Origin of the sequence: Vibrio sp. THAF190c (genome assembly GCF_009363355.1) — a bacterium.
GTDB lineage: Bacteria > Pseudomonadota > Gammaproteobacteria > Enterobacterales > Vibrionaceae > Vibrio > Vibrio fortis_A.
In genome coordinates this window covers 1,163,198-1,188,502 of the sequence record NZ_CP045339.1, presented here as the reverse complement: position 1 = coordinate 1,188,502, position 25,305 = coordinate 1,163,198, and the positions used below count along the sequence as shown (strand labels likewise).

Annotated in this window: 24 protein-coding genes; 8 read left to right on the top strand and 16 right to left on the bottom strand. The window is 43.7% G+C overall.

The window, feature by feature from the left end:
* Window positions 1-29: 29 nt before the first annotated feature.
* The 4 genes from FIV04_RS20365 to yegD form a co-directional block, all read right to left on the bottom strand.
* Window positions 30-659: a LysE family translocator gene (locus FIV04_RS20365; RefSeq protein WP_152470307.1), complete on the bottom strand. Its 630-nt coding sequence runs from the start codon at window positions 657-659 to the stop codon at window positions 30-32.
* 241 nt (window positions 660-900) lie between these two features.
* Window positions 901-1,533, bottom strand: a complete 633-nt coding sequence (locus tag FIV04_RS20360; RefSeq protein ID WP_152470306.1) for a fumarylacetoacetate hydrolase family protein — start codon at window positions 1,531-1,533, stop codon at window positions 901-903.
* 258 nt (window positions 1,534-1,791) lie between these two features.
* Window positions 1,792-2,856 (bottom strand): porin, encoded by a 1,065-nt coding sequence (locus tag FIV04_RS20355; RefSeq protein WP_152470305.1) that lies wholly within the window; start codon window positions 2,854-2,856, stop codon window positions 1,792-1,794.
* Window positions 2,857-3,359: 503 nt separating this feature from the next.
* Window positions 3,360-4,712, bottom strand: a complete 1,353-nt coding sequence (gene yegD / locus FIV04_RS20350) for a molecular chaperone (RefSeq protein ID WP_152470304.1) — start codon at window positions 4,710-4,712, stop codon at window positions 3,360-3,362.
* A 136-nt stretch (window positions 4,713-4,848) separates the two neighbouring features.
* Between yegD and FIV04_RS20345 the strand changes: the two genes are divergently transcribed.
* Complete coding sequence (locus FIV04_RS20345; protein ID WP_032550252.1) at window positions 4,849-5,157, top strand: DUF1289 domain-containing protein; 309 nt, start codon at window positions 4,849-4,851, stop codon at window positions 5,155-5,157.
* A 76-nt stretch (window positions 5,158-5,233) separates the two neighbouring features.
* Here the strand turns inward: FIV04_RS20345 and FIV04_RS20340 are convergent, their stop codons facing one another.
* Window positions 5,234-5,578 carry a HopJ type III effector protein gene (locus FIV04_RS20340; protein ID WP_152470303.1) on the bottom strand — a complete coding sequence of 115 codons (345 nt, stop codon included), beginning with the start codon at window positions 5,576-5,578 and terminating at the stop codon, window positions 5,234-5,236.
* A 248-nt stretch (window positions 5,579-5,826) separates the two neighbouring features.
* Here FIV04_RS20340 and FIV04_RS20335 point away from each other — a divergent pair, with 248 nt between their 5' ends.
* Window positions 5,827-6,486, top strand: a complete 660-nt coding sequence (locus FIV04_RS20335) for a PilZ domain-containing protein (RefSeq protein ID WP_152470302.1) — start codon at window positions 5,827-5,829, stop codon at window positions 6,484-6,486.
* Between the two features lie 53 nt (window positions 6,487-6,539).
* On the opposite strand, the gene luxQ is transcribed toward FIV04_RS20335, so the two are convergent.
* The 5 genes from luxQ to FIV04_RS20310 all read right to left on the bottom strand — a co-directional run bounded on the left by luxQ (window position 6,540) and on the right by FIV04_RS20310 (window position 11,705).
* Window positions 6,540-9,122, bottom strand: coding sequence for a quorum-sensing autoinducer 2 sensor kinase/phosphatase LuxQ (gene luxQ / locus FIV04_RS20330; RefSeq protein WP_152470301.1), 2,583 nt, complete (start codon window positions 9,120-9,122; stop codon window positions 6,540-6,542).
* Window positions 9,122-10,216 (bottom strand): autoinducer 2-binding periplasmic protein LuxP, encoded by a 1,095-nt coding sequence (locus tag FIV04_RS20325; RefSeq protein WP_152470300.1) that lies wholly within the window; start codon window positions 10,214-10,216, stop codon window positions 9,122-9,124. Before FIV04_RS20325 ends, luxQ begins: the two co-directional genes overlap by 1 nt.
* A 250-nt stretch (window positions 10,217-10,466) precedes the next feature.
* Window positions 10,467-10,790 (bottom strand): GIY-YIG nuclease family protein, encoded by a 324-nt coding sequence (locus FIV04_RS20320; protein WP_152470299.1) that lies wholly within the window; start codon window positions 10,788-10,790, stop codon window positions 10,467-10,469.
* Window positions 10,791-11,444 (bottom strand): YceH family protein, encoded by a 654-nt coding sequence (locus tag FIV04_RS20315; protein ID WP_152470298.1) that lies wholly within the window; start codon window positions 11,442-11,444, stop codon window positions 10,791-10,793.
* 60 nt (window positions 11,445-11,504) lie between these two features.
* Entirely contained in the window at window positions 11,505-11,705 is a 201-nt protein-coding gene (locus tag FIV04_RS20310) for a hypothetical protein (protein ID WP_150897209.1), read from the bottom strand.
* Window positions 11,706-11,900: 195 nt separating this feature from the next.
* On the opposite strand from FIV04_RS20310, the gene FIV04_RS20305 reads away from it, so the two are divergent.
* The 3 genes from FIV04_RS20305 (at window position 11,901) to FIV04_RS20295 (ending at window position 13,350) form a co-directional block, all read left to right on the top strand.
* Entirely contained in the window at window positions 11,901-12,215 is a 315-nt protein-coding gene (locus FIV04_RS20305) for a DUF496 family protein (RefSeq protein WP_032550242.1), read from the top strand.
* A 106-nt stretch (window positions 12,216-12,321) separates the two neighbouring features.
* Window positions 12,322-12,948, top strand: a complete 627-nt coding sequence (locus FIV04_RS20300; RefSeq protein WP_152470297.1) for a D-Ala-D-Ala carboxypeptidase family metallohydrolase — start codon at window positions 12,322-12,324, stop codon at window positions 12,946-12,948.
* Between the two features lie 165 nt (window positions 12,949-13,113).
* Window positions 13,114-13,350, top strand: coding sequence for a hypothetical protein (locus tag FIV04_RS20295; protein ID WP_152470296.1), 237 nt, complete (start codon window positions 13,114-13,116; stop codon window positions 13,348-13,350).
* A gap of 39 nt (window positions 13,351-13,389) precedes the next feature.
* Here the strand turns inward: FIV04_RS20295 and FIV04_RS20290 are convergent, their stop codons facing one another.
* Window positions 13,390-15,957, bottom strand: a complete 2,568-nt coding sequence (locus tag FIV04_RS20290) for an ATP-binding protein (RefSeq protein WP_152470678.1) — start codon at window positions 15,955-15,957, stop codon at window positions 13,390-13,392.
* A gap of 790 nt (window positions 15,958-16,747) precedes the next feature.
* Here FIV04_RS20290 and FIV04_RS20285 point away from each other — a divergent pair.
* The gene (locus tag FIV04_RS20285; RefSeq protein WP_032550240.1) at window positions 16,748-18,184 is read left to right on the top strand and encodes a glyceraldehyde-3-phosphate dehydrogenase; all 1,437 of its coding nucleotides are present in this window, start codon (window positions 16,748-16,750) and stop codon (window positions 18,182-18,184) included.
* 202 nt (window positions 18,185-18,386) lie between these two features.
* On the opposite strand, the gene FIV04_RS20280 is transcribed toward FIV04_RS20285, so the two are convergent.
* Both FIV04_RS20280 and hcp read right to left on the bottom strand, forming a co-directional pair.
* A complete protein-coding gene (locus FIV04_RS20280) occupies window positions 18,387-19,436 on the bottom strand; it encodes a hybrid-cluster NAD(P)-dependent oxidoreductase (RefSeq protein WP_152470295.1) in 1,050 nt (349 codons plus the stop codon).
* A 94-nt stretch (window positions 19,437-19,530) separates the two neighbouring features.
* Entirely contained in the window at window positions 19,531-21,192 is a 1,662-nt protein-coding gene (gene hcp, locus FIV04_RS20275) for a hydroxylamine reductase (RefSeq protein ID WP_150897204.1), read from the bottom strand.
* Window positions 21,193-21,471: 279 nt separating this feature from the next.
* Between hcp and FIV04_RS20270 the strand changes: the two genes are divergently transcribed.
* Complete coding sequence (locus FIV04_RS20270) at window positions 21,472-21,702, top strand: hypothetical protein (protein WP_032550236.1); 231 nt, start codon at window positions 21,472-21,474, stop codon at window positions 21,700-21,702.
* A gap of 91 nt (window positions 21,703-21,793) precedes the next feature.
* Window positions 21,794-22,975: a carboxylesterase gene (locus FIV04_RS20265; protein WP_152470294.1), complete on the top strand. Its 1,182-nt coding sequence runs from the start codon at window positions 21,794-21,796 to the stop codon at window positions 22,973-22,975.
* Between the two features lie 83 nt (window positions 22,976-23,058).
* Here the strand turns inward: FIV04_RS20265 and FIV04_RS20260 are convergent, their stop codons facing one another.
* From FIV04_RS20260 to FIV04_RS20250, 3 genes are all read right to left on the bottom strand, one after another.
* Window positions 23,059-23,673: a LysE family translocator gene (locus FIV04_RS20260; protein WP_150897201.1), complete on the bottom strand. Its 615-nt coding sequence runs from the start codon at window positions 23,671-23,673 to the stop codon at window positions 23,059-23,061.
* A gap of 87 nt (window positions 23,674-23,760) precedes the next feature.
* Window positions 23,761-24,708 carry a LysR family transcriptional regulator gene (locus tag FIV04_RS20255; RefSeq protein ID WP_152470293.1) on the bottom strand — a complete coding sequence of 316 codons (948 nt, stop codon included), beginning with the start codon at window positions 24,706-24,708 and terminating at the stop codon, window positions 23,761-23,763.
* Window positions 24,709-24,715: 7 nt separating this feature from the next.
* On the bottom strand, window positions 24,716-25,162 hold the full coding sequence (locus tag FIV04_RS20250) for an Lrp/AsnC family transcriptional regulator (RefSeq protein ID WP_032550377.1): 447 nt from the start codon (window positions 25,160-25,162) through the stop codon (window positions 24,716-24,718).
* Window positions 25,163-25,305: the final 143 nt, after the last annotated feature.

Here is a 25,305-nt window from a genome sequence, read left to right as displayed (position 1 = left end):
CATTTTTATTCAATTTAGTTTAGCTTAGATTAACCAAAAAACGAAGACAGCATCCAAAGCGACAAGATCACAAACACGCCACCCATTACTTTCTGTTGATACGTTCTAAACTTCGCGTTTTCCAATAATGGTTTGCCCAGAGTTCCTGCCAGTGCAACCAGCAAGAAATTAAAGGTCAAACCCAATAAGTTAAGCAGCAAGCCCAACACAAGCATTTGTTCACCCGAAGTGGCTTCAATGTTAGTTGAAACGAACTGAGGGAGAAACATCACAAAGAACACCAATGCTTTGGGATTAAGTAGATTACTGATCAGCGCTCTTTGGTAGTATGCTTTGGCCGCCGAATTATCACTAAGTTCAGGTGCATCACCTTGATCAGAGTGAAGGCAATCCCACCCCATTTTCAGCAGATATGCACCACCCAACAGATGAAGTGCTTTTAAAGCAAGCGGGCTCATTGCAATCAACGCCGATACACCCATAGCCGCTAAAACCGTCAGAATGATCCCAGACGTCGCATTACCTAAACTCGCAAACAAGCCTACTTTTCGCCCGTAACTCATACTAGAGCTTGCGATCAGTAACATGTCAGGACCAGGAAGAAGAAGCAGTGCAACGACGGCAGTTAAGTAAACAGGAAGAATAGCTAAATCGATCATTAGATTGTGCGTTGATACAAAAAAGACGGCGGATTTTATATCAACCAAACACTTTTCACTAGATGCAATCAGTTGAAACTTTGATTATTTAACGAATAAAAAACCAAAGCAGCACAACTCATCAACGTAATTCGTTAATCCAACTTAAAGATAACTATATTTGAGGGGTAATTGTTGTCCGTAGACTCAAAACAGCGGGGGAACTGAGTCGTCTGAATCGATAGTATGTTTAGCTATTTCGTTACTTAGCTACCCACTCTATCTCGACCAAAGTCTGCTCACCACACTTCAAGCGGCCCAAGAATAGGTCGCCTTGATGAACCTCACCCACACCTTTTGGTGTGCCCGTCATAACCACATCACCATCAAGCAGCGTGGTGTACGAACTCAGCTCCTCAAGGATAGTTTGCGGTGGGTAAAGCATCTGCGATACATGGCCTTTCTGAACTCGAACACAATTAATAAAGAGCTCTAAATGAAGGTCTGACAGATCAACTCCGTCGAGCTGTACAAAACGGCTGAGTACCGCAGAACCATCGAATGCTTTGGCACGCTCCCATGGTAAGCCCTTTCCTTTTAGGTAACTCTGGAGTTCACGCTTAGTAAGATCTAGACCTATGCCGACAGCAACATATTGCCCTTGCTCGACAATAAAACAGATCTCCGCTTCATAATGGAGTGCTTCTTGGTGGAAAGAGGTTAAGGTAGAGGTCACACAGGTACTAGGCTTATTAAAGACCACCATATGTTCAGGAATGGCATTGTTCAACTCTTCAATGTGATCAACATAGTTACGACCTACGCAAAGAACTTTGCTTGGTGTTGCGGTAATTTTGGAGTCCTGCCACTGCTGTTCTACATGCGTGTTGCTCATTGTCTTTCCCTGACCATTAATCGAGCAAAGAGTTTAACTGATCAATGATGAAGAATCTTTGACAACCTAACACCTTGTTTCAAATATCTGATCTTTAGCGCAGTCCGAATAGGATGAGTAAGGGGGAAGCTTTTGAGATGTAAAATAAAGCAGCCCCTTCAAACCTTTCGATTAGAAGGGGCCTAGCAAGTGTTTAGGACAGTATCCTAAGAGGGGTAATACTCTTGGGAGTAAACACTATGCTGAATTATGGTTGGCTTATAGGTAGTAACGAGCACCAAGTAGCCACTGGTCGTCAGCTTTGTCTTTGTAAACACCAGAGCCTTGTAGATCGAACTGGTAGCCAGCAAAACCTACGAACTGAGACGTGAAGTTGTATTCAGCTTGTACAGCAGTTGTGCTGAACACAGTTGCGTTTAGCTTCTCGTCTTCAACCGCTTCGTAGTTAACGCTTAGGTTTAAGCTGTTAGATAGCGCGTAAGCTGCAAGCAGTTCAACTGCTGTTGTCTCTTCTAAAGGACCTAAAGAAGTCTTGTTCATGTAGTTGTTCATTGCGTAAACACCAGCAAGGTATAGGCCTGAACCGTATGAACCGTAAGTAGCACTTACAACGTTAGAGTCTGCAGTTTTGGAACCAGAGATGCCTTCAAAGTTCACGTCACCAGTGTTGTATGCGTAGTTCACTGAGAAATCAGCGATGTTGTAGTTTATAGCGATTTGAGCGCGGTTGCCGTACTCGTTATCTAGAGTAACAGCGTCGCTGTATTTAACTGAATCAGCTTTACGACCTTGCCATGCAACACCAAGACCTAATGAACCAGCATCACCAAAATCTAGTGCGTTGGAATAGCTCACCATCTCTTCACCACGACCTGTACCTAGGTTACCGTGATCGTCGTAGATGAAGTCGTTTGCAAATGCGATTGGCATATCTGCAACACCCGCTACGCTGTAGTATGGTGCCCACTGAGTACCAACAGCTGCACGACCAAAGTCGTCATGAGTTAGACCAACATAACCAAGACGAGTAGAGAATGCATTGTCGCCACCGTCAAGCATGTTAAGCGCCCACTCACCTTTAGCATCAGCTGTAAAGCCGTTGCCTAGATCGTGAGTTGCGTTGAAGTTGATACGTGGAGATACAGTTTCAACACCAATGTCGTCATTGCTAATGCGATCGCCACTGTTTACGTCACCAACAGCAACTGATACGTGACCGCCAACAGAGAATGTTGTGCCATCTTCGTTGTAAAGTTCTACTGCAACTGCCTGTGTACCAAATACAGCGCCAGAAACAGCAAGCGCTAAAAGTTTCTTATTCATTGTCATATCCATTTGTAACTTGGGGTGTTTACTCACTAACAACCTCTAGTCGAAACCGAAGTTGTTACCTTCATTTAACAAGTGAGGCAACCGTAAGCGATGAATGACAAAAAAGTTGCATTAAAATATATAAAATAAAACAAATGGAACTATAGAAAACAAAATGCAAAATAAAAACAAATAGTTAAAATTAAAAATCACTCAAAAACCTAGAAAATATTTATAGTTATAAAAATATATATCTAACTAAAAACCCAACAAAAACGAATTAAAATTCAAAGTGAATTTTACCCTGTCAATCTCACTTTCCACCAAGAAACATTTCGCAACATTATGTAACATACCGAATTTTTTAGCGGCGTGTAATTTATTAGTTCACCATATCAATCGAAAGCAACTGCTGCGTTAGAATCTGAACCAGAAGCGATATGATGCAGATACAAAAAAAGCAACCTCTGGTAAAGGTTGCTTTTTCACTCTCAATCCGACTAGTTTTTTGTCGCTTATTTAAAGCAGGTCTCCGCCCAACGCGCTAGCCCAGCGGTAACAGAGCCAAAATAGTTACCACTAACAATTGGTACATTCGGCACAGCCTGCTCTACAGCTTGACGAAGAATTGGAGAGCGTGCAGAACCGCCTGTCATATAGATAACACCTGGCGTTTTTTGCCCTTGTTGTATCGCTTCTTTAACCAACTCAATCATCTTGGCTTTTGGCGTATCGATGGCTTCAACCATTTGTTCAACCGAGATATCCACTTCGACCAATTCGGACGCTACCTGAATTGCAGTTCGATACTCACTGCTGTCGGCAAGGGCAATCTTTGCTTCTTCGGCACGCCTTACAATGCTGTAGCCCAAGGTGTCGTGATATACGCGCATTAATCTATCAAGCTTTGCTGGTTCAGCCGCCTCTTTACGCAATAATTTCAAAGCAGAGAGATTTTCTCGAGAATAGAAGTTCTTCTGAGCCTCAACATTGTTAATAGCAATTGGGTTCCAAAACTGCGTCAATGGCATATCGATCCCAGAAATGCTTTTGCTCGTCATCCCAAATGGATGCATCAAACGTTTAAAGGCAAGATAGATATCCAAGTCATTACCGCCGACACGTTGACCACTATGAGCCAACAAGCTTGCACTTCGGTCCGCATTCCCTGCCCATGTAGGGCCCATTTCAAGCAGTGAACAGTCGGTAGTACCACCACCAATATCGACCACAAGAACGGTTTGGTTCTGAGTAAGCGTGCTCTCGTATTCAAGCCCGGCTGCTACGGGTTCAAACTGAAAGGCGATATCTGAGAAGCCCGCACGCGTAGCTGCTCGAGTTAGAATGCGTTCAGCTTGTTGGTTCGCCTCTTCTCCACCTCGGCCATGAAAATTGATTGGACGGCCGATAACCGCTTGTTCAATCGCACACTGCGTAGAGCGTTCAGCTTGCTGTTTAATGTTCGCCATCATGGCGCACACCAAGTCCTCAAAGAAACTCACTTGGACATCATGTAAGCCGCTAGCACCCAGGAATGACTTCGGGGACTTTACGTAATAAACGTCTCGTGGGTCTTCCAGATACAGATCCAAAGCTGCCTGACCAAATGCCATATCTTCTGGTACTAGATCGATGCTCTCTTCACGGTTCGCCGCAATTGCACGACGCAGTACTTGCTCGCCAATCGCATCACTTGGTTTGATGTTTAGGTGACGAAACAAGTGTTCAGAGACACTCTCCCGTGTTGGAGCAAAAACCGTCGAGGGGATATAGTGGTTATCACCTTCAAGAGGCAGAAGACGAGGAGCCCCTTCTATCATTGCTGCAACTGAGCAGTTTGCCGTTCCATAATCAAATCCGATGAACATCAATCATATCCCCCAAGCTAGAAAAGGGGCGAGATGCTACCTGAATTACCTATAAATCGCTAGGTCAAACAGAACTATTCTTAACATCTAGGCTCAGTATGTTACATTGCCACGCAAATGCTTCAGGAATCGAAAAATGAAAACACCTTGTATCGCGGCTTGTAAGAATAATGGCGGTATTTGCGGAGGCTGCCATCGCACAATGAATGAGATCATCGGTTGGAAGAATCTTTCCGATGAGCAAAGAGAGCAAGTGATGCAAAACCTTTCTGCTGAAGGGGCAACTCACGAATGTCCTCAGTGCAGCAAGCCCGCACAATGCGATATTAGTGCCGGTAAGGAAACGTGTTGGTGTTTTGAACTAGAGAAGAGAGATACTAGCAGTGTGCCGAAGCAAGGCTTATGTATGTGTCGCAAGTGCCTTTCTGCATTGCCTATCGAATAGCATCAAGCATTGTTTATAGATAACAAGAGGGCTCAAAGTGCCCTCTTGTTGTTTGTCTCAATAGAATAATAAGTTACTATTTTTTAGCCAATGCCGGCGCTGAGAAACGAACGCCCTGCCAACCGTGTTTGATGAAGTTACGAATGTTTTGGTGATCATCGTTTTCTGGAAACTCAAGAACATCGTGACGGTAGTATTGGCCAAAGCAGGTCAAAGTTTGCTGCTCAGATAGCCCTTCCAATTGGCCAAACGCAAAGATTTTGCACGATCCGTTGTTTTGCCCTGCTGCATTCACCACATCTCCGTTGGCAAATTCACTTTCGGTGAACACGTAGCCGTTTTCAATCACTTGCATTGTATCTTCAAACTGAACGCTTTCTGGCTCGTTGTCTAATTTATACAAAAAAGTTGATAGTTCCATTTCTCTTATCTCCGTTAATATCGTTCTGTAGCAGTGTATCGAGTTTGCGCGTGACTGCAAGGCTGTAACTCGTCCGCGAACAATAAAATCAACTCTATTTTCAAAAGCTTGCCTATTTACTCATCAGACCATAAAACGTGATTTGTTGGCTTCTATTTTCCATTAATTAGCGTAATGAAACTGATGACATAACACGATCAGGGCGTTATATTGTTTCAACACTTGTTTCACACTGCTTATACGGAAATATGCCAAAAGATAATAACCAAGAACTGTTTAGATATCTGAAACCAGGAACGCGTACAGCAGGTGTTCTTGAATTTGGCCCACAAGATTCTATCCAAGTGAGTACTCTCTATATTGGTCACAAGGAAGACCAATATTTGGTGCTTGAGTTGTCTCAAAAGTCGACCGAAGCTCTGACCCTCAGAAAGCTAAATAATGTCGATATTATTATTCGAGCTATCACCGACACCGAGTTAGGCCATATCGTCGCGTTTAAGACGAGTGTTCTTTCTCATATTACTCAGCCAGCCCACCTAGTTTTTCTAAGGCCACCATCTAATTTCGCGACTAAGCCTATTCGCGAACATGAGCGCTACAAAATAAACCTCAGCTGCGAAGCGTCATTCGACACGTTGACGCTCGATGCTACTCTGATCGATTTTTCAATTTCCGGTTGTGGCGTGTTCTTATCTCAGCAATCCGACATCGATGTTGGCATGAAGATTAAGGTGTCATCGATACTAGATGAACATCTGCCAAATGATCTGGCCTATAAAGTGGTGAGTAAAAAGCGGCATGGTCAAGGTTGGCTTCTTGGCATTCAATTCCCTGAGCACCTTGAGCTAGACGAAGAGCTGAAAAAGCTTCTGCTAGAACTGGCTTTTAACACGGGTAACCTCTAACACGATATCAATAAAAAAGGCGCATGATGCGCCTTTCTTATTACTGACTGATTTTATTCATTTCCAACGAGGCGTTCAGCCGGCTGATAATGCTCTTTGAAATGAATGAACGCGCGATGTAATGACTCTTCTTTTATCGGCTTCACAATCACGTAATTCGCCCCCGCCTGCATGAAGCGATCACGAGTCGAAATTTGCGCATCCGCCGTACAAGCATAGATTGGGGTTTGTAAATGCAACTCTTCTCTGAGCTTAATCGTAGTCTCTACCCCGCCCAAATTTGGAAGTTGGTTGTCCATTAAAATAAGGTCATACGGTTGAAGCTCGGCGTATGCCATGGCTTCCAAGCCATCTTTGGCCCACGTTACCGACATTCCATATTTTTTGCAGAAGGCTTGAGCGATGAAAGCATTAGTATGATTGTCTTCAACCAGCAATACCCTCAATGATTTATCAAACAGGTCTCTTGGCGCGATAGATTCATCCAACTTAGGCCCAGTTACTGGTTCAGTTCGATAGATGACTGGAATATCAATAACAAACTCAGATCCGGCATCTTTGCGACTTCTAACTCTGATATCGCCTTCAAGCATATCCACTAAGTTCTTAACAATCGCTAACCCTAGCCCAGTACCGCCATATTCACGTGTCGTGGTTTCCTCGGCTTGAACAAAAGGTTCAAACACCGCATCTAACTTCTCAGGCTCGATACCGATGCCACTGTCTTTGACGGTGACAATTAAGCCTGCTTGATTGGTATTAATGGTGGTTTCTAAGTCAAACGAGACCGACACTCCACCCGAGTGGGTGAACTTCAGAGCATTGCTCAGTAGATTAAACATGATCTGATTTAAGCGGATTTGATCGGTGTAGATCTCAAGCTCTTCAGGTAATCGACTGTCGATATCAAAGCTGATCGATTTCTCAACACAAAGTGGCTTGTAGATGCTATCTAACGTATTGATAAGCTCTGAAAGGCGGAACTCTTTTTTCTGGATATTAAACTGGCCCTGCTCGATCTTAGAAAAATCTAGAATGTCATTGAGCACAGCAAGAAGGTGTTCGGCGCTGTTAACCAAAACATCGACTTTCTCTCTATTGCCCTCACTGGTCATAGAGCGTTTTAGGAGTTGCGACACACCTAAAATACCATTCAGAGGAGTTCGAATTTCGTGACTCATTTTAGCTAGGAAATCCGCGCGCACGTTGGCTAAGTGCTCCGCTTCTTCGCGGGCGCGATCGGCTTGTTGCTCTGCCTCCACCAGCTTAGTAATGTCTTGGCCTTGTACAACCACACCGGTAATACCATGCTCGACGCGTATTGCAGACATATTCCAACGAAATACCTTGTCACCGATAGGCACGTTGATACCAGTTAGCTTAGCTCCTTGAAGAACCATCAATACATTAGGTTGCATCTTCTTCTCGAACTCTTTGGCTAGCACACCTTTGAAGTCGTCATCCGCAAACATCGCCATACGAGCAGCTGGGTTCATCTGAATCAAAGCACCATTTTCCGACCAAACCAAAATTGGAGAGTGCGCAAAATTGAAAAGGTCTTGGAATTTTTGGCTCTGCTCCGCAAGGCGTTCAAACGTATCTTCTAAGGTGCAACCAATATGGTGAAATTCATAGATATTCGAACCATCAAACTTATGAGCCTCATGGTTGTCACTCGCTGAACGAGTAAATTCCATCAGTTTGTTCAGCTCTTTAGACACACGCTTGTGGATCCAACCACGAGCGAAGAATGACATAGCAATAAGAACCACAATTACCGCTGCAATAGCACGTTCATAGTTCTCCTCGAGGGCGATAAAATTGCTGTTTTTCTGAACGGCACGAATCGTCAGAGGTGTATCGACCGAGTTGATCTTAATTCGAGCGATAGTAACGAAGTGCTCAGGAAGCTGTTCATGAACACGATAAGAGAGAACGTCTTCAAGAGAGTAAGTTTCGTCACCACTGAATGTCGAAGTGACAGGATCGCCATGCGCTTCAATGACGATATTCTCACAGTTACTGCCTTGCTGAATGGACTCAGCTAGCGAGAAGTTATTGTCCAATACAATAGTGATGTAGAGCTGTCCGAGCACTTCACCCGTTTTGTTATCGACGATAGGAGTTTTACGCGCCAGCAGGTGGCGCTTGCCAATTTCTGTATCTAATTCGAGGAAGTGCCAATTGCTACTGAACGCAACCTGGGTGGACATGTATTCTAAGCTGCTCTCATCAAAGCCATAGAATTGACCATTACCATCATCCCAAGACACACCATCATGCGTGGTGACAAAACGCATATCTGGTGCGTGGTTGGGCTCTCGTTGGTCAACACCAAAGAAGAAGTAGCTCAGTTCCTCTTTGTCCCCACTCGCGAAGTACTCTTTGAGCATAGTACTGTGTGAGCTGCTATCTTGATGGATCTGAAGTACCGACAAGCGGTAATCAAACATGTTCTGTATCAAACTCGATGTTTGTTGAACCGTTCGTTTGGTTTCTTGTTTTACGATGCTACTGCTGGTTTCATAGTTATGAATCAACACACCAATTGCCATCACACCAATCACCAGAATAATAATTCGAGTGATGAGTTTCGCGAGTGTATTACGTGGCGTGTTAGCGTAGCTTTTCTTCATTATTTTCCTGAGTATCTAAAGGCTCGCTGTTTCAGCGATTCTATATGTTCTGGGCTATCTTCTTTGGTGACTACCTCAAAGTCTCCAGAGTAGACGGTAGGTACAGCAAAGCCTTCCAAATCCCACTTAATGGCTTCTGCCATCGCTATACCAGTGTCGTCATTCATTCGCATCACAGTAACATCTAGCTCTCCACGAGCCAACGCTTCCAACTCAGCAGAACCACCACCCCATCCATTAAGTTTGATATCCAAACCGGACTCTTTAATGGCTTGGGCAGCACCTAATGCGACGTCGGTAGCGCATGCGTAAATGAAATCGAGATTCTGATTGCGCGCAATGCTGATCTTGGCCGCTTTATAGCCGCTATCCATGTCAGATTTGGTATAAAAAGAGGATTTAAGTTTGAAGTCTGTCTCTTCACTGATTTCGTGGATAAACGTGTCACCACGGGCATCGCTGATGTAGCCCTCTGAACGATAAAGAACTGAGTACTCACTCTCATCTCCAGAGTGCTTTTTAAAATAGTCTGCTAACTTAAGACTGCCCGTCGCATGATCAAACCCGACATACATAAATGGCTGTCGCTCTTGCCACGCTCGAACTGGCGTTGTGATATTTTGCAGAATCAGCTTGGTATCAGTTGAGCTCAAAACATGCTCAATGAATTTGCGATGGCGAGTTGTATCGAGTGTGAAAATTAGATAATCGGTTTTGTTTTCTATCGCTTCTTGAAGAGAGATACTTTGCTGCGTCAAATCAGCATTCACACGAGTAAACACTTGATTGATTTGATAGTTGATTCTTAGTTTATCCAAACGCTTTTCGAACGCTTGAATATTTCTCACCCAGTAATCTGAGATCTGTTGGCCAGGATAAACGACCGATATGGTGATAGGAGCTTGTTGTTTAACTTGTAGGGGAACAGGATGTTTTTGAACGGCTTGGTTCATCTGTTCAGTGAGGGCTTTTTGCGCTGGAAATTTATCCAAAAATTCTTGGTATTCCCAATAGCCATTAAGCACATGAGTACCGTGAGAAAGGGCCGGCCCTGACAATAGCGAAGCCCCTAGCAACATAAGTGAACGTTTCATTATTTTCTCATTTTTTATGAGCTACTTTGGCTCATTTTTTTACCTAGCCTGATGTCATATCGTTGTATGACTTTTTATATATTATGTAGGACAATCGTGAAAAATGATAGGCTCAAACAATAATTAGAACATCATTCCCATTAAAAATTATGAACTTGGTTTTAAAATGATAAAAGGGATTCAGAATCAACCAGAAACACATTCACCCAAGTAATAAAGAGAAAATAAAGCTGCTGTCAAAGGGAATCAACTAGGACTTGAACATTGGTTCAAAATAAACAACGTTATCATCCTGAATGTCTACGCATAGCTGTTCTTTAACAAGGGACTCTTTACGTGGTTTAGAGAGTTGTTTAATGGCATATTCAATTCGAAGTGCATGACTTTTCGAATCGACAATATGGCTCCATTCCAACAATAAAGGGCCTTTGCCTTTAAGAGCCTTCGCGCCTTTACCTTGCTGATGCTGTTCAAATCGTCGAGTGAGGTTGTTAGTGATACCGCAATAAAGGGCGTTGTGACGAGTGCGAATCAGGTACACAACCCAATCCGCATCTGTTTTTTGGTCTGTCATCTAAATCAGAGATTCAACCAGAGCTTTTAACTCTGCTAGCTCTTTTTTCAAGTTCTCTACTTCAGCTTCTAGTGCTTCGACACGCTCACTACTAGAACCCGATACCATCGCAGGCGCAGCGGATGCCAATGCTTCCACATCAACCTCACCGCTCAACAGGTGCTGATAGCGAGACTCACGCTTTCCAGCTTCACGAGGTAGCTTAACCACAAGAGCACCCTCTTCACGAGCTGCTAGCTTGTCTAAAACTGCTTCTACCTCTTTTACATCCGTGAAGTTAGCCAAACGACCTGTGCGTGTTCTTAATTCACCAGGAGTTTGTGCTCCGCGTAGCAACATACAACAGATAATCGCACGTTCTTGCTCGGTAAATTGCAGATCACCGAACTCGGTATTGCAGAAGCGATGTTGGTACTTACTCACACGGCTGTTAAAACCACTTTCATCGCTCACTAAACGGCGTGAAATAAGCCCATCAACGGCGTCAAGCACCTCTGACTCAGACAAGGATAAAACAGGCTCACGATTGCTCTTTTGGTTACACGCGGTTGTTAAGCTATTGAGAGTAAGAGGGTAATGGTCAGGGGTCGTTACCTCTTTTTCAATTAAACAACCAATAATACGAGCTTCTATTGCGGAAAGTTGCGTGTTCATTATTTTTCCTTTTTATTATTTTCAATTCCGTCTGTACACATTCAAGGCTAACCTAACAGGCTAGTGTTCAGACAGTATCGGGACTCTTCGTTTTCGGCCTTGTTCGTCAATCACCATGATCTTAGAACGATTTAGTTCAATTTCCACCACTTCTAGGTTGGTGCGCTCTTTTACATAAGCGGTTCGAAGCTTGTCTTGCTCACTACAAGCTTCCTGAGAAATCTCGTTCGATTCCTCATTATTCGATTCTGACTGGTTCATCTCACATTTCATATAATGCTTGCTTCTATACAAGATACTATCGTGAACTGTCTGAGAAAAACAATCAGCTGAGTAACAGAGTGCTGAATTATTAAACAACCTTACTTTTGCTTTGATCTAAAGACTGTTACAACCGCATTCGATGTGCTTTAATCAGAATCAGATAACGTATATGACGATTAGGAAAAGGAATCTATGAGTAGCGTATTTGAAATTGTTAACCAGGCACGTCGTAAGAACAAACTTAAGCGTGAACTTCTAGACAACGAAAAGAAAGTTCGTGATAACCGCAAACGTGTAGATCTTCTAGACAACCTACTAGATTACATCAAGCCAGAAATGTCTCACGATGAAATCTTAGGTATCATCAAAAACATGAAAGCGGACTACGAAGACCGTGTTGATGACCACATCATCAAGAGTGCAGAAATCTCTAAAGCTCGTCGTGACATCAGCCGTCGCATCCGTGAGCTAACGGAAGAAGACAAGCAGACTCAAGGCAAGAAATAATCCCTTGTTGTCCAACGCATGATATTAACCCACTTTATTAAGTGGGTTTTTTTGACCCTAGATTTAGCGACTATACTCAAATGACTGCCACCGTTGGAGTCGCCTCATGTATACCGCTCTGTTGATTGCCGCCCTTTTATCTACCACGGAACCACACACCGACGAACTTGAAAAGTTGTACACAACCGAACGAGAGATCAGCTATGACGACCTTGTTGTAGATGTTCGGGGTTACAAAGTACCCACTAAAGCCGCTTTCCAAGGCTGGGTACTGCTTAACAATGCAGAGAAGAAAGTTGCCAACATTGGTCAGCAACTTAGAGATGCGGGTATTAAAGAAACCATGCCTCTTCACCTTATCTTGCTTCAGGGCACGGATTGGGTTTTGAGTGACACCACGCTCTTCAGCCTACCAAATGTTCAACACATGCCCAAAATGATCAAAACGCTGAAGTTTATACAGACCTACATTGAGCCTGAAATCGGTATCGTTATTCCTGTCTCTGGTGAGCGAACCAGTAGCTACAATCAACAAGCGGGAGGCGCTCCTCGCAGTAAGCACCTTGAGTTTTGTGCTCTCGACATGGTGCCATCAGAAGACATTTCACGCGAAGAGTTGCACGTGAAGTTGAAGAAAATCCACTCTCAGTATGGCAAAGAGCACTTTGTCGGATTAGGGCTCTATGATGGCGTACGCTTTCACATAGACACATGTGGTTTCAGGCAGTGGTAGCAACATCAAACAGACACCATGATGTCATAATGACAACAATCAGCATAGAGTCAATATGACTCAAAACAAACCCAAAACTAAAATAAACCATTGATTTAAAATAAACAAAATAGTTGGAACACCTTTTGCTCTATTCATAGTAAACCAAGACTATGAGGACGCATTATGAAACCAACTCAAACAACTTTTAAGACGCTTCTGTCTGTCTCCAATGCTGGGTTGATCATCACCACACTACTTATGATCATCAGCATTATTATCGCCTACCCTCTTGCTGACACCTTTTCCCTTGCGGCACAAATAGCTGCACATATCGGAACTATTGTGATCGCTGCATTCTTGAAAGTGAGTTATGTCGGACGCTGCCTTGCTCAATACAATCTAGGAATGGAAGTGCGTTAATTAAACTTGAGTCTTACCGGGTAACCCTGCTTGTTCCTTTTAGACAATGCCCAAGTTATCGAAGAGCTCGTACAATTGATGTGATTTGTATGGCTTGGGCAAGTAGGCATTCATACCCGCTTCGAAGCAATCTTTGATGTCTTCATCAAGCACGCTTGCCGTCAAAGCGATAATTGGCAGAGGTGAGATACCTTGCTCTTTCTCCCAGGCACGAATCGTCTGAGTCGCCGTGATACCGTCCATTACTGGCATCATACAATCCATAAGTATTGCATCGAATCGTTCACCTTGAGTAACCACATCAACCGCCTCTTGGCCGTTACTGGTGATGGTGTATTCATAACCCGCCTTCTCTAAGAAGAAGCTCGCAATTTTCTGATTCATCAAATTATCTTCAACGATCAATATCCGACGATTTAGTTCGTGAACATCTTCTGATTTCGTCGGTTTTTCTAATACTTGGCTGGCCCCAGTATCAAGAGCCAACAGGCTATTCGAAAAGCGCTTACCTAAGAAAGGAACAGTATGTGTCGAGTGAACAGATTCTGTAATTTGATTGGTTTTAAATAGATGATGCTGACAAACGATAACCTTAGATAACGGATAACGCTGTTTCAAAGACGCGAGGTCGTGTTCCATTGATTTGTGTAGCGTATGACAATAGAGCATGACATCACAATCGAGCTGAACATTTGAGATATCGTCAATTGAGGGAACAACCTCAGATTGAATACCAAAGCGCTCACACTCTTTACTTAATTGAGCCACATAGTTAAACCCATTAGAAACGATCACAGCATCCTTTAAGTTCTCGAACGTTTTGGGCTTGCTCTCTACGATATCGACGTAAAAACTAAAGCTAAATATAGACCCTTCGCCCTTAACAGAGTGCGCGGTGATACGCCCATCCATCAAATCGATCAATTGTCGACAGATCGCTAAGCCGAGTCCGGTACCTCCAAACTGACGCGTTATGCTGCCATCCTCTTGTGTGAAAGGCTCAAAGATTGAATCGATTTTACTCTCTTCAATGCCTATCCCTGTATCTGCTACGTGACACTCGATCATACCTCTGCTCATTGAGCCCGGTGTGTAGGTTACTTTGGTACTTATCGCGCCTGAATCGGTAAATTTGATCGCATTCGACAGCAAGTTAGTTAGGACTTGGCGCAACCTATGCTCATCAAACAGCAACTGATGTGGAGTATTGGCATCAATGTTGATATCGAGTTCAACATTCTTACTGATCGCTTTAGATAATATGACGCTAACGGAGTCATAAACCACCTCACGCAGGTCCGCTGCCTGAGGTGAAAGCAACAAGTTACCCGATTCAATCTTAGAGAGGTCGAGGATATCGTTAAGAAGTACCAATAGGGTATGAGAAGACGATTCTATATCTGCCAATACCTCTTGTTGATTAGCATTGAGTTGGCTTTGCGAGAGAATCTCCGCCATACCAATAATGCCATTAAGCGGTGTTCGGATCTCATGAGACATATTTGCCAAAAATGCACTCTTAGCTCGGTTTGCAGAGATTGCGTCCTCTTTAGCTTCAATCAAATCCTGGTAGTGCTGCTGATTAGCACTCATAATCTCGTTAACTTTGTCAGCAAACTGCGTCAACTCATCATGGCCTTCTGTGACTATCGGCTTGTGCTCATCAGTATTTCGATTTTGATCTGACATGCCATCTAGAATGTGAGATAGATTTCGATTCAATCTTAATGACGTGGTTGAAGTCAGCCAAAAAACTAAAGTCGCAAATGTAATTACAAACACGGTTGTTAAGGTCGTTCTGATCTTTTGCGCTTTAATCCGTGCAGCCAGTTGACCTTGAAGCTCATTGGTGTAGCTATCGACCACTTGTAATGTCACGATATGGCGCTGCTCTAACCCAGAGACATACTGTTTGATCTCTTGTGAGTCGAACTGCCTTTTGAAGATTCGCTCACGAAAATCCACGCTGTCTTGATATTCTTGACTCGTGAACACATCAAGAAGCTGCCCCAATCGAGTCGAGGAGTCATTACTTCTCAAGAAGGCATTCAGATATTGTGATTGTCGGTGAATGGTACTCAAATAATGGTCGAGGTTGTCTTCTCTCAAATCAGGGTACAAGTAAAGCTTATAACCAACCCATGCCTCTTTCTGTGTCCAGAACACAAAGTTGTTAAGGTCGCTAAAGATCTTACCCGCCGTATTGATGTTGTCGTCGGTAAGAAAGATATCAACATCGTTTAGCTCGACCAGAATTTCTTGTAAAACATCAAAAGCCCAGACACCAAGAAACGGTCTTTGCTCTACCGACGGATTCGATAACTCTTGCAGAATCTGGTCAAGATCGTCGAGTTCATCAATGATATCCCATTGCGCTGAAAGCCCTTCAAGTTGCTTGTTATACTGGAGGATGCTCCCAAACTGCTTAGCGGCTGATGCGTATGCACTTTTTCTGATAGGAGAAGAGTTAGGCAATCGTAACAAACGATAAATATCACCAGATAACGCACTAAAGGATTGTAACGCCTCGATCTTCACTCGAGTCGCCTCCAAGTTTGTTACCTGCTTTCTGTTGTTCAATGCTTCATTAATAGTAAAACCGAGCATAAACAGAATCGAAATAGATGACAGCAGAATCAACCGCCACCTAATTGATATATTTATCATTTTTATCTAGTCACTCCCTTCCTTAAAAGTCATCGGGTGCCTCGTACTAATAATAGGACACTCACGGCGTTTAACTTATCAAATATGCAACTTGTACTCGCTCACTCCTTACGCATCATTTATAAATCATCCCAAATTCATAGATTTCATCGCAATTACTCGCCCTTATGGTTGCTATTGTGAATATTATTAGTATCGAATTTGAGAGTGGTAAGGCCCGACAAACTGATTTATATGGGAAAATAGTCGAATGTTTTTCTCTCTGAATTCCCAAGATTCATTAGAAATAGGCTGATTAAGAGAGGCAATAGACTTAGGTGGATACTTTTTCATCAAGGTGTTAACTCATTTCATTTATTTACATACTTAGATCACATTTTAAAATCACAAAAAGCAACCGTTTGCATTTTGTTTTTGATCTGAGTATTTTTCGACGAAAAATAAGTGCTACAAATCGATAAAGTCAATAGTGTTGCATATCACAAAACTCGACGTTATAACCAATAATTCTAGGTGTATCAGCCAATATAGCTGGATTTAATTTTACTAGCAGAATAACAGACCGTACCTTACAATCCCGCCACATAAAAATTACAACTTAAATACAAGCCTATTCGTGCCACTAAAAGTGACAATTTAAGATCACAGCACAACGGTTTATCCCCCAAGCAGGTAAGCACCCTACACTCGCCAAGCCTGCAAAACTTAACGTGAAAGGTCCCAAGTAAAGATGAGCCCTGAAAAGCACCTCCTAGACTGGCAAACTAGTCAAACTATTGCTGAATCTATCGCCCCAACTCTTGGTCAGCTATACCGTCAAAAAGGCGTTGAAGTCATTCTTTTCGGAAAGACTCTAGTTAACGCAACAACTATTGACATCATCAAAGCTCACCGACTTTCAAAGCACTACACAGGCTCCCCGCTTACCCCTTCACAAACACAACCAATCATTCAACACCTACTATCAATGCGCTTGTCTCCATGCCGTGTTGATGTTGGTCGCCTAGCGCATCAATACTGGGAAAACCACGATGATGTAACAGCAATGGATGACTTCCTTCAAACGGCTCTTATTGAGTCTCTAGAAGGCGAAGCGATGACTAAGCCTCGTGATGTTGTGTTGTACGGTTTCGGTCGTATCGGTCGACTACTTACTCGTATTCTTGTTGAGAAAAGTGGTCCAGGTTACCCACTTCGTCTACGTGCTATCGTGGTTCGTGGCGGTAAAGATGGTGATCTAGAGAAGCGTGCAAGCCTATTGCGTCGTGACTCAGTACACGGTCAATTCAACGGCAGCATCGTTATTGATAACGAGCGCAAAGCGATCATTGTTAACGGTAACTTCATTCAAGTTATCTACGCGAACAAGCCAGAAGACGTTGATTACACAGCTTACGGTATTGATAACGCACTGGTTGTTGATAACACTGGTGTATGGCGTGACGCTGAAGGCCTAGGTCAGCACGTTGCTTGTAACGGTGCGAGCAAAGTACTTCTTACTGCTCCAGGTAAAGGCGACATCAAGAACGTTGTATTTGGTGTTAACGAAGACGTTATCAAGCCAGAAGATACCATTATCTCTGCAGCAAGCTGTACGACTAACGCAATCACTCCTGTACTTAAAGCAGTACACGACAAGTTTGGCGTAACATCGGGTCACATCGAAACTGTTCACTCATTCACAAACGACCAGAACCTGATTGATAACTTCCACTCAGGCGATCGTCGTGGCCGTGCGGCTTCACTAAACATGGTTCTGACATCAACTGGTGCAGCGAAAGCAGTAGCGAAAGCAATGCCAGAGATGGCAGGTAAGCTAACAGGCAACGCAATTCGCGTACCGACACCAAACGTGTCAATGGCAGTAGCAAACCTAAACCTTGAGACGGGTACTACAAAAGAAGAGCTAAACACGTACCTACGTGAAATGGCGCTATCTTCTCCACTTTCAGCGCAGATCGACTACACAGACTCAACGGAAGTTGTTTCTACTGACCTAGTCGGCTCTCGCCACCCAGGCGTTGTTGACGGTGTTGCAACTATTGCGCAAGACAACCGCGCTGTTCTATACATTTGGTACGACAATGAGTTCGGATACAGCTGCCAAGTGGTTCACTGTATGGAACAGATGATGGGCGTACGCTACAAAACTTACCCAGCGGTTTAATCCTCTAGGTACTACAAGCTCCACAACATAATAATCATATAGGCGAAGTTCGTATGAGCTTCGCTCCCCCCTTTCCTTGAGTACTTTACGGTCAATTCTTGGAAAGTTGCCACTTGGTTCTGCTCTCTCTAACCGAACTAAGTGGCCTTTTTCGTTCTAGTAATTCATCTCATTGAATGCATAAAGCAGATAAAACAGCCAACTACCCAAGTTCGACTTCAAGCTCACTATCAATGGTGCTTGAACAGGCCAGCACATAACCTTGCTCAATCTCTTCTGGCGTGAGAGTTTCTTGGCTACTGGAACTGACGCTGCCTTTGGTCACTTTGCATTTACATGAACCACAAATACCACTGCGACATGCAATGATGATCGGAACGCCCGCTTTCTCTAGTGAGTCAGCTAACGGAGTTCCCAGTTCTGCTTCAACTTTCGCACCAAACGCAGGCACAAATACTTCAACAGATCCGCTCGCTTCAACGCCTTCTGCTTGATTATCTGTATCCATTTTTGAAGTTGGAGTGAAGCTCTCTTGGTAGAAGTTGGCCATATTAAATTCCAGCTCAGTCAGATAACGCTCAACATCTTCCATAAAGCCAACTGGACCGCATAAGTACACGGTTCTTTCTAGAATGTCAGGAGACAGACGAACCAACCAACTCTTATCTAAACGCCCTTGAGGTGCTGTGGTCCCTTGGTTATCTTTCAATAATAGCTTTAGATTAAAATTCGAATGCATTTCATCCAGCTGATTAAGCTCTTCAAAATAGATGGTTTCTTGCTTACTGCGTGCCATGTGGATGAAATCAATTTCAATCGCAGGATCATGTTTTAACCAGTACTTCACCATCGAGATAACTGGTGTAATACCGCAGCCTGCGCTCACCAAAGTAACCTTCTTAGTAGTGCTAGGCTTGCAATCAATGCAGTTAAACTCACCCGCAGGCTTGAGTACCGTGACTTCATCACCTTCGTCCAGTTCATCCACAATAAAGTTTGACACTAACCCGCCATCGACACGTTTTACTGTCAGCTTCAAACGGTTGTCATCCGTATCTGAGGCAATCGAATAAGCTCGATAATCCATTTTCTGTGGCATGTTCAAGCCTAGAGTGATGAATTGACCCGGCTTGAAGTTGAAATGGAGATCTTGTGGAATTGAGCCCAGCTCAAAGCTAACCGTATCAGGCGTTTCATGCCATTTTTTAAGACAAACCAAAGAGATTGAATCGCTATCAGACCACGCGTACATAGTAATACTCACTTTTTATAATTTGGGATGAACGACAAAAGCCTCGGGCCTTAAATAGATTCAGTCTATTAGGCACGAGGCTTGGTTAGCGAGATTAAGCCGCTAGGATTGTTTTAAGATCTTGCTCAGGCGTAGAAATAGCACGCATGTCAAACTCGTCTTGAATGATCTTCAGTAGATTCTCAGTTAGGAACGCAGGTGCAGTTGGACCTGTATAAATACCTTTCACACCCAGTGCGAATAGAGTCAATAAAATAACAATCGCTTTTTGCTCAAACCAAGAAAGGACTAGAGTCAATGGAAGCTCGTTGATCCCACAATCAAACTCTTGAGACAATGCTAGGGCAAGCTGGATTGCAGAGTATGCGTCATTACATTGACCAACATCGAGAAGACGTGGAATACCGTTAATGTCACCAAATTGGTTCTTGTTGAAACGGAACTTACCACAAGCCAAAGTCAGGATAACTGAGTCGTCAGGCGCTTGAGCAGTAAAGTCTGTGTAGTAGCTACGCTCAGCTTTATCACCATCACAGCCACCCACTAAGAAGAAGTGTTTGATGTTACCTTCTTTTACTTGCTCAACCACTGCTGGAGCCGCTTCCATAAGTGCATTACGACCAAAGCCTACAGTGATCATCTGTTCGATCTCGTCGTGTTTGAAGCCCTCTTGTGCTAGTGCACAATCGATAACAGCGCTGAAGTCATCACCTTCAAGATGAGCAACACCCGGCCAGCCTACGATACTACGCGTAAATAGACGATCAGCGTACGCGCCAACATCTGGGTTAAGTAGACAGTTAGACGTCATCACGATCGCACCAGGGAAGTTAGCAAACTCTTTTTGCTGATTTTGCCATGCGCTACCGTAGTTACCTGCTAAGTGTGGGTATTTGCTTAGTTCAGGGTAACCATGAGCTGGAAGCATTTCGCCGTTAGTGTAGACATTAATACCCTTACCTTCTGTCTGTTGCAGGATCTTTTCTAGGTCATGTAGGTCGTGACCAGAAACAAGAATACAGTGACCTTTCTTCGTTTTAACATTCACAGCCGTTGGTTGTGGGTGACCAAAGGTATCCGTCTCGCCTTTGTCCAGCATCTCCATGACTTTGTAGTTCATCAGGCCGATCTGCATTGATGTATCAAGCAGCTGTTTCAGATCCGTAGGATCAGTACCCAAGAACGCCATGATTTGGTGGTATTCAGCGTGAATATCTTGGTTTGTTTGACCAAGAACACGTGCGTGCTCCATGTATGCTGCTGCACCCTTCAAGCCATATAGACAAAGCAGACGTAGACCAATTACGTCTTCGTGTTGAGAATCGTGTCCACGGTTAACAGCAGCTTGTGGTGCAAGAGCAAGCAACTGAGTGCTATCTGTCGGAAGATCAAATTGAGCTGCTGGTGACAGTGCTGGAATTTCAAAACCAACCACCAGCGCAGCGGCACGAACTTGTTGCTCTAAACGCTGCTTGTATTCGTGTGACTGTTGAGCAAATTCAATGATTCGCTCAGGGTCAAAGTTTACGTTAGTTAATGTTGCGAAAAACGCTTTTGGTGCCCACTCATCGATTTCCGTATCAATGACGTTGCAAGCGCGGCCCAAGTTGGCCCAAAAAGAAACCCCTTGCAGTGAGTACACCAACACGTCTTGTAAATCAGAAACTTCAGAAGTTTTACCACACATACCTTGTGCGAATGAGCAGCCTTTAACGGTTGGCGTTTGAATAGTTTGTTCACATTGAATACAGAACATATTGGGCTCCAGTAATAGTCGTTTGTTGTAAGTTCTTGGCTCACAATGATTTATTTTTCCTACTCCCTAGAGCACCTTCCATGCCAACTTTTAACTCATTGTTTTATAATAGAAAAGCTACATAGCCATATTTTTAGTGCGTATTTATGACTACAAAAGACGACTAAAATTGAACACACCTAGGTCAATATGACTTTCAAAGATTTTTTTGAACACCATTCATGTTTCGTTCAGAAAAGCTTTGTTAAAGTGACAACATAGAAAAAGAGGAAATGAATTATGAAAAATATCTTAGTTACTGTTGCAGCACTCTTCACTGGTCTTATCGCACTATTTACCAGCTTGCTGCTTGCTATCCCTCTAACGATTGCGGCCCTAATCACAGGGAAAAAAATTCAGAAGCAAATGAGCCAACAAGGCTTTACATCACGTATGAATAATCACTACTCAGCGAACCGAGATGCTGGTGTGATTGAAGGCGAATACGAAGACTTGTCGAACAAACGATAAGCCACAGACGAGTTAGCACTAGCACAACACAGTGGGCACAGCGCCCACTGTTCAACAAGCACCATAAAAGAATTAGATTAGTAAACCCAACATGAAGAAAATCATCACATTAAGCTTGCTTACGCTAACATTAATGGGCACGTATGGTTGCTCCCATGAACCTGTTATTCCCGCATATCAAGCGTCTGGTGAGCTCCCTACTTATCAGCAAGATAGCTTTGATCGCTACCAAGAAGAAACACAGCAATGGCTAGCTTCTCACCGTATCTTTGTCTCAGAAGACCACCAAAAAGAGATTGAGCTAAACTCTCCAACCGAATATCAACCAGATCAGCCAAATGGCGAAGCAGTCCTCCTTGTGCATGGGCTTGGCGATTCTCCATACTCATTCCACGACGTCGCGACTTACCTTGCTCAACAAGGCTATTTGGTGCGAACTGTACTGCTACCAGGTCACGGCAGCCGTGTTGCAGATTTAATGTTGCCTAGTTTAGAGGACTGGCAAGGCGTTGTGGCTCATCACACCAAGCTGCTTCAACAGGAGTATGATTCGGTGTGGCTAGGAGGTTACTCAACAGGTGCCAACCTAGTGACCTCACAAGCGATGAAAGACGATACAATTTCCGGCCTACTGCTGTTCTCTCCAGCGTTCCAACCGAACTCTTCAGCCGTGCAGTTTGCAGAGCTCGCAAGCTACTTTGTCACATGGGCCGATCAAGATCCTGAAGACAATATGCTACGCTACAACTCGTTACCAATGAACGGAGCATCGGTTTACTACCAAACCTCTGAGATTGTGCGCAACGATCTACAGAAAGGACAATACGACAAGCCTGTATTTGTATTGATGAGCGAAGGCGACAGCGTGATTGATACGCAATATGTGGAAAATGCCTTTAGCCAGTCGATGTCAAATCCAAGCAACGTGATGATCTGGCAAGGGGAGCAAGAGTTAAGTGACCCAAGAGCGGTGCGTTACAGTATGAAGCTACCAGAGCAACGCATCTCTAATGGCTCTCATATGGGGCTACTGTTCTCTCCACAGAACCCATATTACGGGGTAAACGGTAGTGAGAAGATCTGCTCTAATGGTCAAGCAGAAGGACTAGAAGAAGCGTGCCAAGCCGGTGAAGAGACGTGGTATTCCGCATGGGGTTATCAAGAGCCCAACAAGAATCACGCTCGCTTAACCTTCAACCCATACTTTGAAGATAACATGCACAAACTTAGTGAGATGATGGCGTCTGGCACTGTTATGGCAAACTCAAAGTAAGCTCATAGCCAGCTATCGTATTCAAAAAACAAAAAGGCTCACCACAATACATGGTGAGCCTTTTGCTTTCTAAAGCGTCTTTTCTAGATTGTCCATACCACACGTGCAGCCAATAGAATCAATACCACACCCGATAGCCTATCTATCAATTGGGCTTGAGAGCGGATGCGATCAACAATCAGCGGGCTCGACAATACCAATGTAATGAAGGTGTACCATAGGCCATCCACAATCAACGGTGTTGATACGATAATGACCTTGTTCATCAGTTCATTACCTAAAGCGACAAACTGGCTGAACAAAGCGATAAAGAACAACGCGATCTTTGGGCTAAGAATTGAGATAAGAAAGGCTTCACGAGCAGACTGCATGTACGTGACAGGCTCACCACCTTCTAATTTTGCTGCAACTCCACCTTTTGAACGCAGCGCGTTAACACCTAGATACGCCAAGTATGCAGCACCCGCCAAGCTAATGCCTTTAAATAGCATTGGCGACTGTTCTAATACAACCGCCAAACCAATAATAGTGGCGAACGCATAGATACCGATCCCTGCCGCATGTGCCCAAGCTGCGATAAGACCATTCATTCGTCCACCAGCTAGGCTGTGTTTTGCAATCATTGCTAAGCTTGGCCCCGGTGACATCGCACCCAACAAGCAGATTGCTAATAAAGAAAACCAAATCGTTATTGTCATTATTCCATTCCTACACTCAATTACTGCGAGCAGACTATCCTCGCTGACTATGTTGTCACCTTAATTTGAACAAGCTATAAATTGAAATCAAAGATAATCATCATTGCTATGATTTGAAATCATACTGATATTGTAACTGGATTTCTGCATAGCAAGATACGCCTTCTCACGTACCCACTTGTGAGCAGAATCATTATCAAACTTAGGATGCCACATCAGCCAGTAGGTATGGCTATCAGTTTCAAAGGGCAATGAGCGGTAGGTCAATGATTGATGACGAGCTAAGTTGTAAGCAATATGCTCGGGCACAATCATCAGGTAGTCATCTTGGTTTAGCACGTTACACGCCGCAGAGAAAAACGGTACTTTCAAAGCCACTCTTCGGGAGTACCCTAGCTGCTTTAAAGCGATGTCAGCCTGAGTGTCTTTATCTCCGCCTCCCGTCACTTTAATATGCGCAAAATTAACGAGATCATCGATGCTCAATGTTTCTTGTTGTGCTAAAGGGTGTGAGCTTCGCATCAAGCATACCGATTTGTCTTCACCCAACTTCATGCTTGATACATGCTCTGGTTTAGTTGGAAACATGCTAGATGCCAAGTGAATCCCCATATCATGAAGGCATTCAAGGTAACTGGGATCCCACAGCCGATAGGCGAGATTAATATGCGGCGCGACCTCAGAAACGTCGGCAACAATGTTGGGCAAGATGTACTGGGCAACATAATCACTCGACGCCAGTACTAACTCCCCTTTCCACTCTTTAGGATCAAAAGGCTGATCATCAAGAAGGTGGTCAAATTCCCCGAGCAGCGCGTCCAATTTATCTTTCAGTAGCAAAGCACGTGAAGTCGGAATGAGTTTATTGCCGTCTCTTACCAATAAGGGATCATTACACAGGTCTCTCAATTGAGAGAGCTGGCGACTGACCGCCGATTGAGTGATATGCAGTCGCTCCGCTGCACGACTAACATGGCACTCTTCAAGCAACACATGCAGTGAACGCAGCAGATTAAGATTAATATTGCCTAACATGAGAGCCTTACTGAGTTTGCTTATTGAAAAATTCAGTGAGCACTGTATGCGTCATCAACTGGCGCAGGTCCGCATAGTTGTGCAGCTGATCTCTGATTCGATTGAGATGTTCCATACTTTCAACTTCTACATAGAGCATCATGTCTGTCTCACCACTAATAGAATGACACCACTGAACGCCATCAATTCGATAGATTGACTGTGCATAAGATTCGCAGCTGTGGTCACTACTGGAGAGATCGAACTTTAACGAGATATAAGCGCATACATTCTTCGAAGCATTCGAATCTGCGACTCGCGCATAATAGCCTTGAATGACTTGGTCATTCTCAAGTTTCTTCATTCTCGCATTGACCGCCGAGCGCGATAGATTAACTTCTCTGGCAATATCACTGACCGAGCAGCGCCCATCATTTTTTAGAATATCGACGATTTGACGATCAAATTTATCCATTGTGCTCACGACTTCCATTGTTCTAGTTATTTCAACTTCCTAATTTGACACAAATTTCAACGTTAGAACAGCCGACACTTTCACTTCTAAAAAACAAAACACCGTTAAAATGACACCAAGTTACGACGTTTCGCTAGCTGCAA